This window comes from Micromonospora sp. NPDC051543 (assembly GCF_044454415.1).
Taxonomy (GTDB): domain Bacteria; phylum Actinomycetota; class Actinomycetes; order Mycobacteriales; family Micromonosporaceae; genus Micromonospora.
In genome coordinates this window covers 163,125-179,793 of the sequence record NZ_JBITDT010000011.1, presented here as the reverse complement: position 1 = coordinate 179,793, position 16,669 = coordinate 163,125, and the positions used below count along the sequence as shown (strand labels likewise).

At 75.5% G+C, this 16,669-nt stretch carries 11 protein-coding genes; 2 read left to right on the top strand and 9 right to left on the bottom strand.

All coding sequences use genetic code 11. The features are described from left to right. Positions 1-134 precede the first annotated feature (134 nt). From ACIA3K_RS21305 to ACIA3K_RS21280, 6 genes are all read right to left on the bottom strand, one after another. The gene (locus ACIA3K_RS21305) at positions 135-926 is read right to left on the bottom strand and encodes a zf-HC2 domain-containing protein (RefSeq protein WP_396803130.1); all 792 of its coding nucleotides are present in this window, start codon (positions 924-926) and stop codon (positions 135-137) included. A gap of 101 nt (positions 927-1,027) precedes the next feature. Continuing rightward, positions 1,028-2,563, bottom strand: a complete 1,536-nt coding sequence (locus tag ACIA3K_RS21300; RefSeq protein WP_396803129.1) for a S8 family serine peptidase — start codon at positions 2,561-2,563, stop codon at positions 1,028-1,030. 73 nt (positions 2,564-2,636) lie between these two features. After that, positions 2,637-3,203: a sigma-70 family RNA polymerase sigma factor gene (locus tag ACIA3K_RS21295; RefSeq protein ID WP_396803128.1), complete on the bottom strand. Its 567-nt coding sequence runs from the start codon at positions 3,201-3,203 to the stop codon at positions 2,637-2,639. Positions 3,204-3,317: 114 nt separating this feature from the next. Beyond that, complete coding sequence (locus ACIA3K_RS21290) at positions 3,318-4,367, bottom strand: hypothetical protein (RefSeq protein WP_396803127.1); 1,050 nt, start codon at positions 4,365-4,367, stop codon at positions 3,318-3,320. Between the two features lies 1 nt (position 4,368). Continuing rightward, positions 4,369-4,659 carry a hypothetical protein gene (locus ACIA3K_RS21285; protein ID WP_396803126.1) on the bottom strand — a complete coding sequence of 97 codons (291 nt, stop codon included), beginning with the start codon at positions 4,657-4,659 and terminating at the stop codon, positions 4,369-4,371. Further along, positions 4,656-4,808: a hypothetical protein gene (locus tag ACIA3K_RS21280; RefSeq protein ID WP_396803124.1), complete on the bottom strand. Its 153-nt coding sequence runs from the start codon at positions 4,806-4,808 to the stop codon at positions 4,656-4,658. The genes ACIA3K_RS21285 and ACIA3K_RS21280 overlap by 4 nt, the downstream gene beginning before the upstream one ends. A 161-nt stretch (positions 4,809-4,969) precedes the next feature. On the opposite strand from ACIA3K_RS21280, the gene ACIA3K_RS21275 reads away from it, so the two are divergent. Both ACIA3K_RS21275 and ACIA3K_RS21270 read left to right on the top strand, forming a co-directional pair. After that, a complete protein-coding gene (locus ACIA3K_RS21275) occupies positions 4,970-7,249 on the top strand; it encodes a hypothetical protein (RefSeq protein ID WP_396803123.1) in 2,280 nt (759 codons plus the stop codon). Further along, positions 7,246-9,645, top strand: coding sequence for a hypothetical protein (locus tag ACIA3K_RS21270; protein WP_396803122.1), 2,400 nt, complete (start codon positions 7,246-7,248; stop codon positions 9,643-9,645). The genes ACIA3K_RS21275 and ACIA3K_RS21270 overlap by 4 nt, the downstream gene beginning before the upstream one ends. Here the strand turns inward: ACIA3K_RS21270 and ACIA3K_RS21265 are convergent. From ACIA3K_RS21265 to ACIA3K_RS21255, 3 genes are read right to left on the bottom strand one after another with little or no spacing between them, the layout of a single operon-like run. Continuing rightward, positions 9,642-11,600, bottom strand: coding sequence for an AAA family ATPase (locus ACIA3K_RS21265; RefSeq protein ID WP_396803121.1), 1,959 nt, complete (start codon positions 11,598-11,600; stop codon positions 9,642-9,644). The two genes, ACIA3K_RS21270 and ACIA3K_RS21265, sit on opposite strands and share 4 nt — an antisense overlap. Next, the gene (locus ACIA3K_RS21260) at positions 11,597-13,999 is read right to left on the bottom strand and encodes a right-handed parallel beta-helix repeat-containing protein (protein WP_396803120.1); all 2,403 of its coding nucleotides are present in this window, start codon (positions 13,997-13,999) and stop codon (positions 11,597-11,599) included. Before ACIA3K_RS21260 ends, ACIA3K_RS21265 begins: the two co-directional genes overlap by 4 nt. Before the next feature lie 27 nt (positions 14,000-14,026). Then, positions 14,027-16,663 carry a LuxR C-terminal-related transcriptional regulator gene (locus tag ACIA3K_RS21255; protein ID WP_396803119.1) on the bottom strand — a complete coding sequence of 879 codons (2,637 nt, stop codon included), beginning with the start codon at positions 16,661-16,663 and terminating at the stop codon, positions 14,027-14,029. Positions 16,664-16,669 lie beyond the last annotated feature (6 nt).

Here is a 16,669-nt window from a genome sequence, read left to right as displayed (position 1 = left end):
TCGGGGCTGGTCGGGCGTCATGCCGGCGGCGACGGTGGACGGGCGTGGCGCACGCCGCCGGGGGTGGGCATTAGGCGATGGTAGGCCCTGGTTGTTTCCGGTGGGCAACTATCGACTGAGAGTTTGTTGAACCGCTAACCGGGCGGGGACGGCGCGGCGGTGTCCCGACGTACCACGGCCGCCACAACGAGCGCGCCGTCGGGGGCCGTCACGCTGAACCGGTCCACCCGGTCCATCGGGACCGGGCACGCGGTGGTGAGGTCCTGGGCCTGTTCCGAACCGGTCACCCCGGCCATGTCGTAGCTGTTGCCGTCCACGTCGGTGACGTAGAAGCGGTAGCTGCGGTTCGGTTCCAGACCGGACACGGTGGCCCGTACGGCGCTGTCGCCGCCGCCCGCCGACACCGTCACCGACAGGACGGCGCCGTTGGCACTGCCTCCCGAGTCGGCCACCAGCGCCGTCGGCGCGGGCGACGGTGGCCCGAACAGCGCGGCCTGACCGAGCACCCCGCCGACCGCGAGGAGAACCACCAGGACCAGCCCACCCGCGATCATGACGGGCCGGCGACGCAGCGGGCGACGCGGGCCCGAACCCGGCCGGGTCGTCCCGGGCGCCCGGGGGGCGGGCCGTCGGTCCGCGTCGACCCGCGCCGGCGGCCCGGACGTCCTCGCATTGCGCGCCGCCACGGGGGCGGTCGCCACCCCGGCCGGTACGCCGAACTCGGCGATCAGCTCCTGCCGATCCGCGTCGCCGAGGAGCGTCAGGGCCAGCACGGCGTCGCCGAGGATCCGGCTCTCGTCCAGGCACTCCGAACAGTGGGCAAGGTGCTCCTCCACCGTCCACCGCTCGCTGCCCGAGATCTGGCCGACGACGTAGAGCGCGACCTTGCCGCGCACCTCCGGTTCGTCACATCCGTTGTCGCCCACTGGGCATCAAGTCCTCATGATCCTGGTCGCCCGCTCCGCACGTTCCGCTGCACCACCTGGAGAACGAGTGTCGCCAGGTGGAGGTTCAGTCGTGGGGTGACTCATCGTCCGCCGCCCGACGTCGACGGCTCCGCGTCCGCGTTCCGTACCGGTTCGTCGCCGCCCGGCGGATCGTCGCGCTCGCCGCCGACCGTACGACGTGTCGAGCGGCGCAGGCGGACGACCAGCAGGGCGCCGGCCACCAGCACGGCCAGCAGGACCAGCAGGATGGCGACCTGCGTGACCGTGCTGGCGCCCCCGACCCCGCCGGCCGTACCGGTCGACTCCGGTGGCAACGACTCGGTCTCGTCCGGCAGGTCCTCGACGACCGCGGCCTCCGGGTCGATCATGCCGTGGCCGTACGGACTCCCGGCCGGGGATCCGCCCATCTCGTCCGCGGTCACCACGATCCGGCGAGCGACCTGCACTGCCGACAGGCGCGGGTGGGCGGCCCGGACCAGCGCCGCCTCGCCGGCGACCAGTGCCACGGCGTACCGCGTGCCGCTACCGACGAACCCCTTGGTACCGGTGATGCCGAGGCTGGAGATGTTGACGCCCGGGGCCACGACGTCGACGGTGTCGGTGGCGTACTCCTCGGCCGCCTTGCCGTCGGCGCTGACCCCACCGACCGAGAGCAGGTACTCCGGCAGCAGCGCGGCCGCGCCGGCGTTCGCGGCACCGGCCGGAGCGCTCGCGACGACCACGATGTCACGCGAGAGCGCCTGGTCGATCGCCTGTCGTACCTTCTCGTCGGTGACCGCGACGTGGTCGCCGAGGGCGATCACGGTGGCACCGGCGGAGGCGGCGACCTCGATCGCCGCGGCCTGGTCGGCCGGACCCACCGGTCTGCCGTCGGTGGCGATCCGGACCGGCAGCACGACCGCCTCCGGCGCGACGCCGGCGAAGCCGCCACCGGCCGGCGCGGCCGCGGCGATCAGACCCGCCATCGCGGTGCCGGTGCCCAGGCAGTCGGCATCACCGCGCCCACGGCCGGTGACCAGGTCCGCTCCCTGCGCGACCCGACCGGCCAACTGCGGCAGGCGGCCGTCCACCCCGGAGTCCACGACCGCGACCAACTGGCCGGCGCCCCTCGTGCGGGGCCAGACCCGGCTCGCCGCCAACCGGGTCAGGGCCCAGTTGGACGGGTCGCTGGCGACAGCCGCGGCCACGCACTTGCCGCCCGGACTCGACGTCGGCGCCGGCCCGGCCGCGCCGGGACCCACCGGAGGGCTCGCCGGGCCGCCGGGGGCGGACGACGACGTCGGAGCGGGAGACGCGGCCGGCGGCCGGGTCGGCAGGACGCCGTACTGGACACCCGGCCCGACGGCGTCCCAGGGCAGCACGATGTACCACCCGGCGGTGAGCCGGTCCGGGTCGGTCAGCGCGGCGCCGTCCGGCTGCTGCCGGCCGCTGTTGATGTTGAACAACTCCTGCGCCCGCCCGCCGTCGCCCAGGTAGCGCTCGGCGAGGTCGGTCAGGGTCGGCGCCTTGGTCGCGCCGCCCGCCGTGACCGTGGCGTAGAGGACGTAGTCGTCGGCCGCCGCCGCCGAGCCCGGCGTCAGCACGACGAGCAGCGCGGCCACCAGTCCGGCCGCCACCCACCGCCGAATCGATCGGCCCGTCACCGGAACACGGCCAGACGACTGTTCCACAAGGGAGGCCGGACAGGTCCTAGAGCGTGAAGTCACGTTTCACCAGTTCCTCGTGCAGCGCCCGCAGCGCGTAGAAGGTCCGGGACTTGACCGTTCCCTCGGGAACGGACAGGTTACGGGCCGCCTCGGCGACCGAACTCTCCCGGAAGTAGATCTCGACGAGCGTCCCGCGCAGCCGCTCCGGCAGCGACGCCACCGCCTCCCGCACCGTCCGCGCGTTCAACAGCCGATCGAAGTCGTCGTCGGCCACCTGACGTTCCGCCACGCGCTCGTCGAGGACCTCGGTCGACCGGCCCTGCACCGACCGCATGTGGTCGATGGCGATGCGCCGGGCAACCGTCAGCAGCCAGCCTCGGCTCCACTGCCCGTCGGCCGTACGCGCCTGCGGATGGTTCCAGGCGCGGACCAGTGTCTCCTGGAGGATGTCCTCGGCCAGGGCACGGTTGCCCATGGTCATGCGCGACAGGTAGTTGAGCAGGATCGGACCATGGGTCCGATACGCAACCCGTAACGCCTCGTCATCCGCCGGAGGCTGTGACAACTCACCGGACGCCGCCTGCGCGGTGGCCTGATCCACGGAAACCATAACGACGCCGCCGAATGCCGGGTTCACGGACGAGGGGACCCTACCGACACCTGTGGTGTCCATTGGGGATCGGGACCTGTGCAAACAGCGTTCAAACCCGCGATGTGTCGTACGTCACACCGCCTTCTCCGGGTCCTCCACGACGTTCGCCGCGGCGACGACCGAACCTCCCACCTCCCACACGCTGAGGTACGCGAGGTCGTCGACCGGCACCGTCGCCGCGCCCGACCACTCGGTGGATCCTCCGTCCCCGGGCAGCTCGCCGAGCAGCTCCAGGTCACCGTGCACCGTGCCGACGTACACCTGGTAGGTGGCGCCCGGGGCGAGCCCGACGACGGTCAGCTCCACGCGCACGCTGTCACCACCGCCGCGCAGCACGGCACGTAGGTCGACCTGCGCCGTGTCGCCGGAGGCGGCGGTCGCCACGACCGGTGCCCGCCCGTCGGCCGACGGCCAGGGGGCGAGGACCGCGCCGGCGGTCAGGGTCACGGTGAGCAGGACCAACGAGACGGGAAACCGGACCGACCTGCGGCGCGGCCGCCGGTGCGAGTGCGGGCCCCGGGCGAGGGGGCCGGTGGTGGGGCGAGGTGGCAGGTAACCGTCGGGACGGGACGCGAGGGCGGCGACGGGCGCGTACGGCAGGGCCGGTCGATAGGGCAGGGCCGGTCGGTACGGCACGGACGCGCGGTACGGCGGCGCGGGAACGCGGGACACCGGGCCGGCCGACTCGACGGGTCGCGGCACCAGGCGCTCGGCGGCCCTCGGCGGGGACACCGGACGCCGCTGTGGCTCGAACCACGGTGGCGTCGCCACCACGCGTACGGGACGGTCGGCCGATTCGAGAGCCGGCCGCGGCGGGCCACCGGGCGGAAGCGCCGTACGCTCCGGGGCGCTGGGCGGCGGCGTGCCGGGGGCGCCGAAGAGTTGCGCCGGAGGGCGGGGTCGCGCCACGGCGGGGGACGCGAACGAGTCGTACGGAGAGACGCCGGGAGCGGAACGCAGCACCTCGAGCAGCCCGACGACCCGGGCGATGTCGTCGCGCTCGGACCGGCACGACGGACATTCGGTCAGGTGGCGTGCCACCTCCGAGCGTTCCGCGTCGTCGACCCGACCGATGGTGAGAAGACCGACCTGCGCGCGCATGATGGCGTCCTCGCAGTACATCTCACTCACCCCGTCCCGCCACGTGGCCGGTGTCCCAACCGGCGTCGCCGCCGACCGACCAGCCCGCCTCCAGAGCGCCGCCGATGAGGCTGAGAATGCCGGTACGCCCCAGCAGCCCGTCCACGGCTATCGCGCACTCGTGCGCCGGCGGCAACGCGACCAGGCCGGAACCCGGGGCGGCCGCGGTGGCGGGCTCCACGAGCTGTCGCAGCAGGGCCAACCGGTTGACGAGATCCGCCGCCAGCTCACCGATGGCGGAGCCCGGGTCGACCTCGTACGGTGTGCCGGTCATCGGTTCTCGCCCGCGACCATCTCGAGGTCGCGACGCCCCGGCGCGGCGGGCGACCGTAGCTCGGCGACGATGTCGTTCAGCGCGTCGTCGAGCATCCGAGCGTAGATGTCGAATCCGACGAGCAGTGCCTGGAACCGTAGGGGGGACATGCGCAGCCGCTCGGGGTCGAGCCGACCAAGATGGACACGCAGCCGATCGACCTGTTCACCGATTTCCAGGACGGCGGCACGGCATCGGTCAGCGACATTGCCCTCGCCGGACGAATACGGTGTAATTCCGCTCATAATGCCTCCACACTCAGGAGTTCACCATGGAAACGAAGGGCGGGGCTCCGCTGTTCACGATCCGCGCCACGGATCGCGGCAAAGTGCCCGCGATCCTGGCCGCCGTGGTGATCGGGCTGCTCCTGACGTGGGGGCCGACCCGGGACGCGCATGCCGCCCCGACTCCCTCGGCCACGGCCGACAAGTTCTATGTGGTCGGCGATCCGGTCGACGGCCGGCGTGAGTTCCTCTTCGCGATCGCCGCACAGACCCTCGGGGACGGCAAGCGCTATCGCGAGATCTTCGAGCTCAACCGCGGACGAGCGCAGCCGGACGGTCGCGTCATGGACGACCCGACGGTCCTCGAACCCGGCTGGATCCTGCTGCTGCCGGCCGACGCGCGCGGCCCCGGTGTGCGAACCGGGCCACTGCCGTCCGTCGCGCCGGCGTCCACCCCGCCGTCGCCCGGGGCCCCGGACTCATCCGCCGAGGCCGGGCCGCGTAGCGACGAGGGCGGCACGTCCCCCACCCTGCTGGTCACCCTGACCGCTCTACTCCTGGCCGCGCTGGCCGTACCCCTGCTGGTCCTGCGCTCCCGCCGTGCCCCGACGCCGGCCAGCCCGTCCCGCCGGGCCACCGGCGGACGCCGCGACCGCACCGCGCGCACGGAGGCCGACGCGCCCGCCGTCGGCGTCGTCGCCGTACCCGCCGCCTCCACCGTGGACCCGGCCCCCGCGCCGCCGGTCACCACCCGCCCCTCCGCCGCACCCGTGGCGTCCACGGCACCGCCGTCTGCGGACGCCCGGCCGCCCGCCGCCACCCGGCTCGTGCCCGCCGACACCCCCGACGCGCCGCTCGTCCCGAGGCTGTCCGACCCGACCCCTGGCAGGCCCTCGGGCACCATTGCGACATCCGCCACGCCGGCGGCCCCCACGGCCGAACCCCACCGGCCGCCGCTGTCCGCCGCGCCGCCGGCACCGCCGGCTCCTGCTCCTGCTCCTGCTCCTGCTCCTGCTCCTGCTCCATCGAGCATCGCGCGGCACTCCCCTGTATCCGATCCGGCTGGGCCTCTGCCGGTAGTGCCACCCCGCACCTCGGCACCGACCCCCGGGTCGTCGACCGCCCCGCCGCGAACCGTAAAACCGTCGACGGTGGAGTCCCGCACGGCTTGGCCACGGGCCACCGAGCCAGACGACGTCGAGCCATCGACGGACAGGTCGGAAGCCGCCGGCTCAGGTGAGGCCGAGCCGAAGCCCGCCGCCCCGAAGCCAACCGCGCCGCCGCCCGCCGAGTTGGAGCAGGCCGCGCCGCCGCCCGCCGAATCGGTGCCCGCCGAGCCGAAGCCCACCGCGCCGCTGCCCGGCGAGTCGGAGCAGTCCGGGCCGCAGCGGGTCGTGCCGCCGGGCCCGAAGCCCGTGGCAGCACCGACCGCCGCGACGCGGGTCGTCGCTCCGCGACCGCTCAGCCCGGCCCCGACCGCCGCGCCGCAGCCGGTCACACCACTGACGCCCGCCACGCCACCGACGCGCGTGTCGCCGCCGATCGCCACAGCCCGACCGACGCCCGTACCCGGGCCCCGGCAACCGGCGGACGACGCCGCGCTCGTTGCGGGCGAGCCGTCCACACCGCCTGACGAACTTCCGTCGGTCGACGACGAGCAGGCCACGGATCCGGCGACGCAGACGCCCGCGCCGGTGGTCGACGGACTGCGCCGTGCCATCGTGCTGCCGGCCGGTGACCTGCAACGGGTGGCCGGCATCGGATCGCTCGCGGCGACCATGCCCGGCTGGTTCCCACCCCTGGTCGCCGACCTGAGCACCGGCACGGCCACCACGACCGTCCGGCTGGTCGGCGCCCGGCCGGCCCGCTGGGGCTCGGCCTACGGATGGCTCGAGGACGGCTGGAACCCGCCGCCGTCGAGCATCCCCGTCGTGCTCGGCGAACGCGACGGACGCCGCCTCTGGGTCGACCTGGCGGCCGCCCCGGACGTCCTCACCCTCGGCGGCGACCCGGACGCGAGCCGGGGGCTGGGCGTGCGACTGCTCACCCAGCTCGCGCCGGCCGTCGACGTCGTGGTCATCGGTGACGCGCTCGGCGCGGAGCCACTGCCGGAGCGGACCCGCCGGCTCGCGTCCCTGGCAGAGCTGGCACGGCTGGACCCGGCACCGCTGCGGGTGGTGTTCTGCCCGGCGACGTCCGTGGGAACTCTGTGGCGGGAGCGCCGCTCGCTGACGCCGGTCGGGCACCGTACCGTGCCGGTGGTGATCGGTGCCGCCCCGGCGGCCCGATGGTCCGTGCGCGCGATGGCTGAAGGGCTGGCGACATGATGCGACAGGCCGCGGAACCGGTGGTCGACGTGGTGACGCGGGGCCCGGACGATCGCCCCTCGCCCGTTCCCGGCCTCGCCGACCTGGCGCTGGTCCGCTGTGACGAGGGCGGGCTGGCCACGCCGGAGGATCCGGTGACCGCGCTGTCCGTCGACGCCCTGGCCGATCTCGCCCGCGAGGCCGGCGCCGGGGAGCGGGACCTGCGGGTGCTGATGGACGACGGCGCGCGGCAGGCGGCGGTGTTCGCCCGGCTGGCGGACGCCCTGGGCAGTGATGTGCTGGTGACCCCGACCGGGGCGACGGTCCAGCCGGTGGCCGCGGCCGGAGGCCGGACCGAGGCGGTACCGGTGAACCGGGCCAGCGGCGAGGTGGTCGACTGGGTGCTGGTGCAGCCGGCGTCGCTGCGTACGTCACTGCCCGGCTGGTACGACCTGGCGGGCGGTCTCGTCCTGCAACGCGGCGGGCTCGTCACCCTGCCCCTGCCGAACGGCCTCGAATTCGCCGACCGGGAGAGCTACGTCGTACGACGTGCGGCGGCGGCCCGGCTGGGGGCGGCGCACCCCGATCTGGCGACGGTTGCCCTCGCCACCCGGGGCGGCGGGTTCGTGCTGTCCACGTATCGGGGACGCAGCGCGGTGCACGGGGCCGACGAGGTCGCCGCCGCGCTGTCGTCGATCCCGCTGCACGGTGGTGACCTGCGGCTGTGGCTGCGCTGGCCGGTGGACGAGGCGGAGCAGCGTCTGCTCGACGCCCAGGTGCACGCGCTGGCCGAGGCGACCGGCGCGACGGTGTGGACCCCTCCGGTCGGCGCGGAGGCGGTGCTGCTCAAGGGCTGCCGGGACCTGGCCGCGCGGGACCGGTCCGGGCAGCCGGTGCCGTGGCGGGCGGCCCGTCCCCCGTACGCCACGGGTGAGCCGGTGTTCGACACCGACCTGGACGGGCGGCTCACCCCGGCCGACGGCGTCACGACGGCCTCGGCCGGTGCGGTGGCGCTGATGAGCACCTCGCGGCAGCGCGAGGCGGCGACGCGCGACCGGTACCGGGGGTTGGGCGCCGAGCCAGGTCTGACGCTCGTCGACCTGACGATCCTGGAGGACGGCCGGCTGGGGCTGCGGCACGGGGACGGCGGTGTCCTGGCCACCGGCACCGCCCAGTTGCGCCGGCTGTTGGAGATGGCCGGCTGGGACGGCGACGACCTCATGGTGCTCACCCCGGTGCCGCCGGAGCGGGCGGACGGTCTGCACGAGCACCTGCGGGTGCTGGAGGAGGAGTTGGGCGTCCAGGTGTGGTCGCTCGCGCCGGGCGCCGTGGTGTCCGTACAGGAGGGACTGCCGCGGGCCGTCGACGAGCGGCGGCTTCCCGCGCGCTGGCAGCGCGCTGCCTCCGCCGGCCCGGACCCGGACGACAGCCGGTGGCGCAACGACGACGGCTGGTTGGTCTCCCTGCGGCGGCAGGTCCCGGAGCTGTCGCCCGGCGGCGCAGTGGTGGAGCCGGCCGCGACGGCCCCGGCGACGGCCGGTCCGCTGCCGCCGCCGAGTCCACGGCCGTCGTTGACGGTGTCCGCCCGGGGCCGGCGGCCGCACGGCGTGCGCTGGCTGCCGGAGCGGCCCGAGGTCAACGCGACGCCGGTACGCCTGTGGCTGTCGTCGCCGTGGCCGGCACAGCGCGTCGCGGTCGAGGGGGTGCCGTCGGCGAACCTCCATCTGGTCGGCCACCTCGCCGGCGACGGGCTGGCCCGGTCCGGTCCACGCCAGCATCTGCTGGCGCTGCGGGTCGAGGCGGGTGGGGCGGTGCACCTGGGCGGGCCCGGTGTCGACCTGCCCGCCGACCTGCGCCACCAGGCGACCGACGGGACGTTCCTGCTGCCGGCGGGCTGGTTGGACCTGGCCCGTCTCGAACAGGGCTACCGGGTGGACGAGGCCGGGCAGCCGCGCGATCCGGTCGAGCTGCCCGCCAACCCGCTGACGCTGCGGTGCGCCGGCGCCCGACACGGCGCGGACGGCCTGCCGAACGAGGTCGTCTTCGCGCCGCGCGGCGGACGGATGTGGGCGGTGGTGCCGGACCGACCGGACCCCTCGGGTACGGACGACGACGTCCTAGTGCTGCTGGCGCGGCGTCCCGGAGTCCGCGCCGGGCACCGGCTGGTCCGGTTGCGGGTCGCGCCGAACCGGGCGGTGGACGTGCTGGCCAGCGCCGCCCTGTTGGCCGGCCTGACCTCGGTGCGGTCACGGCTGCCGGAGCTGGTGGCGGACGGGGTGACGATGCTGCTGCCCAGCCGGTACTACGAGCGGACGACGGTCGACCAGGTGCTGCACGCGGAGAACGACCGCTGGCGGCCCCGGGCCAAGGGCATCGAGCTGCCGCTGTCCAGCCTCATCGCCCCGGAACGGCGTTAGGCCGTGTGCCTGACCGGGTCGACCTGCCCGGGGAACGTTCCGGCCAGCACGGCGGTGGCCAGCTCGACGCGGGAGCGGTAGCCCGTCCGGGCGAACAGGCGGCTCAGCCGGCCCTCGACGCTCTTCTCGCTGCTCTGCGTCGCCGCCGCCAGCTCCCGGTTGGACAGTCCCTCGGCGACCAGGACGGCGAGCAGCAGGTCGCCCTCGGCGACGGTCTCGGCGCGACCGGCGACCGGGGCGCCGCGCTGCCGGGCGAACTGTCGCAGGCGGGACCGGTGCAGCAGCGCCCCGAGCCCGCCGAGGATGACGTACGCCTCGGCGAGCAGGCCCGGGTCCGCGCCCGCCCAGCGCACCGCGCGTTCCAGGGTGCGGGCCACCTCGTACGGTCGTTCCTGTCGTCGCGTCCACTCCACGGCCTCGGCGGCCGCGTCGGCGTCCCCGTCGACGATCAGACGGACCACGGCCGCCGGGTACGCGGGCAGCCTCGCCGCTCGCGCTGCCCGGGCGGTGGCGGGGTCGCCGTGTTCGGTCGCCAGTTCGGCGGCGAGCACCCACAGCTCGCCGTCGGTCGACAGCTCCAGCGCGTCCCGTACCGCCCCGGCGGCCGCCGCTGGATCACCGAGGGCCCGGTGCAGGTCGGCGCGGACCGGTGCCAGCAGGTGCGGCGGCTGGTCGGCGACGGCGTCCAGCAGGGCTCGGGCCCGCGCCGGCCGACCCCGGGCGAGCAGCACCTCGGCCGCCACGCGGGCGACCGGCACGTCGGTTCCGGGCTGCCCCGCCGCCTCAGCGAGCAGCGCCCCGTCGAGGGCGGCGGTCCAGCGACCCGCCCGGAAGTCCAGGAGGCACCGGTCGGCCAGCGAGAGCCGGGCGGGCCGACCACCGGCGCGTACGCGGGCGAGGGCCGCGACGGGCTGCCCGGGGTCGACCGACGTGCCGGCCTCGACGAGACGGTCGGGCAGGTCGTGTGGATCGGGTACGGCGGAGCTGTCGCCCCCGAGCGCCTCGGCCGCGACCTGGGCGGTGCGGTGTCGTTCGTACGGACCGAGGCCGGCGGCGAGGGCGAGCGCCAGGGCCGGCGGGGTGACCGTCCAACCGCCCCGCAGAGCCCGGGTGACTCCCTCCGTACGCGCGACGCTGAGTTGCCGGTCCACCTCGTCCGGGGTCAGTCCGAGGGCCTGTCCGATGAGGGCGGGCGCGGCCGGTCCGAACGGTTGCAGCACGGCGAGGGCACGCGCCACCGCGCGTGCCGACCGGTCGAGCCGACGTACCGGCCGCAGCAGTTGGTGTCCGGCCGGGATGATCGGGACCGCGCCCGGATCGCGGAGGCCCGCGCGACCGTCGGCCACGACGAGCTGCCCGGTGTCGCGGTATCCGGCGACGACCGCGTCGATCGCGGCGGGCACGCCGGCGCCGTAGCGGCGCAGTGCCGCGGCCAGGTCCTCGTGCGGGGTGGCGCGCAGCAGCCGGGCGGCGAACGCCTCGGCCTCGGCCGCGGGTCGTGGCCGCAGCGGCACGATGCGGGCGCGCAGGCCGGGCCGGGGGCGCGGGACGGCCGGCCCACCGCCGGTCCGCAGGGCGGCCACGCACCGCACCGCCGAGCCCGTCGGGTCGTCCAGCACGTCGCCGATCGCCTCCGCCGACTCCGGGTCGGCCCACTGGGCGTCGTCGAGGACGAGGAGCAGGCCGGGTCGTCGGCGCAGGATGCCGGCGAGGGCGGTCGTCGGTGGCTCGGCCACCCGGCCGGATCCACGGGCCGGGCTGAGCGCGGCGAGGATGCGTCCGGCCAGGTACCACGGCTCGTGGCGGTCCTCCGGCGCCAGCCGCAGCGCCAGCACCCGCGCGCCGTCCCGGGCGGCGGCGTCGGCGGTGGCCCGCAGCGCATGGGTACGGCCGACGCCGGGCGGCCCGGTGACCAGGGTGAGCGCCGGCCCGCCGCGCAGGTCCACGCCCGTCACGCGTCACCGGCGAAGTCGGCGGCGGTGAGCAGTCGCATGTCGGCGTCGGTGAGCCGGTCGGACGTGGCGAGCCGGGACGCCTGCCGGTCGGCCATCCGTTCGAACACCTTGCGGGCGGTTCGGCCGTTGCCGAACGTTCCGGTCCTGGGGATCGCCTCGAAGTGCGTCAGCAGCAGCTCGGCCGCCTCCGCGTCCAGGTGGTAGTCGTGCCGGCGGCACTGCTCCTCGACGATGGTCACCAGCTCGGCGGCGCTGTAGCTGAGGAACTCGATGGTCCGGCTGAACCGCGATTCGAGGCCCGGGTTGGTGTCGAGGAAACGCTGCATCTCGGCGGAGTAGCCGGCGGCGATCACCACGATGTCCTCGCGGTGATCCTCCATGAGCTTCACCAGCGTGTCGATCGCCTCGCGACCGAAGTCGGGGCCGGTGCCGCCCCGGCCGGTGCTGAGCGTGTACGCCTCGTCGATGAACAGGACCCCGCCGAGGGCACGGTTGAACGCCTCGGTGGTCTTGATCGCGGTGCCGCCGATGATCTGGGCGACCAGGTCGGCGCGGGCCACCTCGACGAGGTGACCGGAGCGCAGGACCCGCAGGTCGGCGAGGATCGCGCCGTAGAGCCGGGCGACTGTCGTCTTGCCGGTGCCGGGCGGCCCCGCGAAGACGAGGTGCCGGGCCATGGGCGGGGCGCTGAGCCCGGCCTCCTTGCGGCGTTGCGACATCTTGTTGAGGTTGACCAGCGACGACACCTCGTGCTTGACGCTCTGCAGGCCGACCAGGTCGTGCAGTTCGGCCAGCGGGTCACCGGCGCGGCGGATCTCGGCGCGGTCCGCCGGGGCCGTCGTGGCGTACGCGGTGGCGGTGGCGGCAGCGGTGGTGCCGTACGCGTCCGGCGCGCCGTTGCGGGCGCTGCTGAACCCGTCCACGGTCAGTTCACCCGGCACCAGCTGGCGCAGCCCGGATCCGCGGTTGTCGTGTGCCGCGCAGCCGGTCAGGCGTACCTGCTCGGTGGTGGCGACGGTGACCCCGTTGCCCGCGTTGCCGTGGAACTCCGACTCCGCGACGACGCCGGACGCGTCGGCGGCGATGGCGCACCCGTCGGCCCGGCCGTCGTGCACGCGGCACCGGGTCAGGGACAGCTCGGCCCCGGCGGCGGCCTCCACACCGGGGCCGCCGGACCCGGCGATGTCGGCGTCGGTGCAGGTGAGGGTGGCCCCGGCGACCCGCAGGCCGGCGGCCGTGGCGGCGCGCAGGCTGAGCCCGCTGACCGTGGTACGCGCCCCGTCCTCGACCACCAGACCGTGGCTGCCCGGTGAGTCCACGGTGACGTTCTCCAGGGTGCCGCGCGCCGCACCGGTGACCACGATGGCCGTACCGGGGCAGCCGGACACCTGGAGGCGGCGGAAGAACGGGTCGGCACCGCCGTCGATGCGTACCGCCGAGTCGCCGCCGCCGTCGACCTCCAGCTCACCGAACTCGGGTGTGGAGCGTTCGTCGACGCTGACCGCCGTGGCGCCGGCCCCGACGACCGCGCACCGCTCGACGACACCCGCGGCCTGCCCGACGAAGCGGAGGCCGTGCCGGCCGGGGGAACGCACCGCCAACCGCGTCAACCGTGGAGCGCACCGGCCGCTGACGAACACGCCGTCGTGCGCGTTGCCGCTGATCGCGCTGTCCTCGATGGACACCGCGCCGGTGGTCGCCAGGTACGCGCCGATGCTGTCGCCGCCGGTGACGGTCAACCGCCGGATCACCGCCGCGGCCTGCTGCTCCACGGCGAGGGCCGGTTTACCGGCGGCGATGATCTCGCAGTCCGCCAGGTCGAGGGACGCGCGCCCGTTGAGACACACCCCGTTGCCGCCCGCGCCCTGCACGGTGCTGGCCCGCATCCGCAACACGCCGCTCTCGCCGACGACCACGCCGGAGGTGCCCAGTTGGACGAGACGGCAGTCGTCGAGGACGGTCCCGGTCGCGGCGGTGACCACCACCCCCGCGCCGACCTGGTTGGTGACGCGGCTACCGCGCATGGTGAGCGAGGCCCGGCCGAGGACGAAGACGGTCGCCCAGGAGCCGGCGGACAGCTCACACTCGGTGACGCCGAGCTGGCCGGCCTCGAAGGCGACGGCGGGGCTGTCCGCGTCGAGCGCCTCGATGGTCAGCGCGTTGAGTGCCGCCGACTCGGCGGTCAGCACGACGGCCGGGCCGCTGGCAGCGGTGATCTTGACGGTGCCCGGCCCCTCCTCGGCGGTCACCGTGACCACCTTGTCCAGGAGCAGGTTCTCCGGATAGCGGCCCGGCGCCACCATGATGAGCGCGCCGGGCTCCGCCTTCTGCAACGCCTCGCGGATGCTGCGGCTGGCCGCCGGGGCGGTCCGGGAGACGAGGATCCTCTTGCTTCTCACGCCGGGTGGTACCTCCGCGTCGACCGGTCAGGACACCGCACCGAGAACGTCCCTGTCCAGGCTCGCCGCGGCCAACTCCACGCGCGAACGCAGGCCGGTACGGGCGAACAGTCGGGTCAGGTGGTTCTCCACGGTCTTCTCGCTGAGGCGCAGGCGAGCGGCGATCTGCCGATTCGTGCGCCCGCCGCGCAGCAGCTCGATGATCTGCAGCTCGATCGCGCTGAACGCGGGCCGGGCGCCACGGGTCTGCGGCAGCGGTACGCCCCGGCGGCGCATCGCCGTGGCGACCACCGTCCGGGTCGACGCCGCGTCCAGCGTCCGGGCCACCTCGTACGCCTGGCGCAACCACGGTCCGGCGTCCTCGGCGGTGTGGCCGAGGGCCAGGTTGGCGTGCCACAGGTCGAGACGGTGACCACGCGCGCGGGTCTGCTCGACGCTCCGCTCGGCGGCCGAGGCGTCCCGCTCGACGAGGGCGTGGATCAACGACTCCGCCTCGGTGGTGAGCCGTGGACCACCCGTGCCGTCCGGTACCGGCAGCCGGAGGCCCGCCGTGCCGGGGGCGTACCGGGCGCCCAGCTCCGCGAGCCGGACGAGCAACTGCTCCACGCCGAGCACGCTGCCGTACGACAGGTGCGCCTCGTAGGCACGCCGGCCGGCGGCGAGCCGCTCCCGCACGTCCGCCGCGTCGCGTGGCTCCCATCCGGGGCCGTTGGAGACCCACCAGCGCAGGGCCACGTACGGCGGATCGGTCGGCACCGAGCGCAGCCACTCGGCGGCGGCCTCGCTCTGCCCGCGCAGCGCCAACGCCTCGGCGGCCCACAGTCGGGCCAGCCGGGGCACGAGCCGGTCCGGCAGGTCGGTGACGTTCGCCTCCCGGGCGGCGGAGAGCACGCCGGCGAGGTCGCCTCGTGCGCGGTGCTCGTGCAACCGGTGGTAGGCGGCGACCGGACCGTCGACGGGTACGCCGTACCGGCTGTCGCCGAGCACCAGGCGCAGCACCAGGGCCAGGTCGCCGAGGCTGCCGGCACGTACCAGCGGGTCGTCCCCCGCCCCGACGGTGAGCGCGCGCCGGACCGTGGCGAACTCGTGCGCCGTCAGTAGCGACGCGTCCGCGACCGGCGGGTCGGTGACCGGGATCGGTGTACCGGCCGGCCAGGCGTCGCCGAACGCCACCATGGGGTCCGGCCCGGCCAGCGCCGCCCGTACGCGCGGTGACAGCGACCGACCGGTGTGCAGGGTGGCGAGCAGCGCGGCGGCGGCCAGGTCGGCGTGGCCCGCGGTGGGGACGCCGAGGGCGGCGATCCGGTCGACCTCGTCGGTGAGTCGGGTGAACTGGCCGGTCCGCACCAGTAGCCGCAGCAGCCGCGCCTGGATGTCGCCGGCCGTGTCGTCGCCGTCGCAGTGCCGCAGCGCGGCGCTCAGCCAGTGCGCCGCGCGGTCCGGTTCCCGTTCCGTGGCCCGGGCGGCGGTGGACAGCAGCGTGCGGGCGGTACGCCGATCGGGCGGCACCGCGGCGCCGGCCGAGGTGACGTGGTCGGCGAGCGTGGCCCGGTCCGCCCGGTCACCCGCGCCCGTACGGCGGAACAGCGCGGCGGCGCACGCCCGGTGCAGTCGGGCCACCGCCCGCGGTCCGGCGTCGTGGACGAGACGGGCGGCCAGCGCGGGGCTCTGCGGGCGGATGCCGCCGAGCCGGTCGGCGACCAGCACTCCGGCCTCCACCAGGTTGTCGAGGATCGCGCCGTGACCGTCGGGGTCGCCGAGCGTGGCCGCGGCGAACAGCGGCAGATCGGCGAGGCCGAACCGGGCCACCGACGCCATCGTGGCCAGACGTACGGCGTCGGCGCCGTACGCGTGCAGCCGGACGGTCAGCGGGTGACCGGGAGGCAGGAGGATCGGCGCGTACGGGTCGCGCAGGCACAGGTGCCCGCCGGCCTCGGTGAGCCGGCCGTCGCGGCGTAACGCGTCGACGGTCGCCACGACGGTCGCCGGATGCCCGGCCAGCGGGCCGAGCGCGTCACCCAGTGCCGAGGCGAACGCGTCGTCGACGGGGGTGCGGTAGCGGCGACCGAGCAGTTCGCGTACCGCCGGGGCAGGCAGCGGTGGGAGGTCGACGACCACGTCGGCAAGCGCGTCGAGGCGACCGGCGGCGGGCGCGTCCGGCTCGGTGGCGGCGACGACCAGGACTCCCGGGCGGACGGCCGCGCCGAGCGCGAGGACCTGGGCCGGCTGGTCGACGGCGTCGTCGGCCAGCAGGACGGTCGGGCCCCGACGGCCGATCAGGGCGAAGAGCGCGCCGGCCTCGCGGGCCAGTACGGCGCTGCGGCCCGGCGACGGGTCGGTGGACGGCGGGCACAGCGCGCCGAGGGCGGCCACGGGCGCCGCCAGGGTCGGCTCACCCAGCGATTCGTAGTGCTCCCGGACCGCGTCGAGCAGCGCTTCGAACCCGCTCGTGCCGCTCTGCGCCGGACCGGCCGGCGGCAACCGCAGCACCGCGACGCCCGTGGACTGCCAGGCGTCGGCGGCGGCGTCCAGCAGGGCCGTCCGCCCGCTACCCGCGACGCCACGGACCAGCGCGAAGCGGCCGCCGTCCCCGGCGTCGCGTCCGGCCGTGGCGAGGGCGTCGAGTTCCGCCTGCCGTCCCACCGCCGTACGCCGTCTCCGCATGCCCGG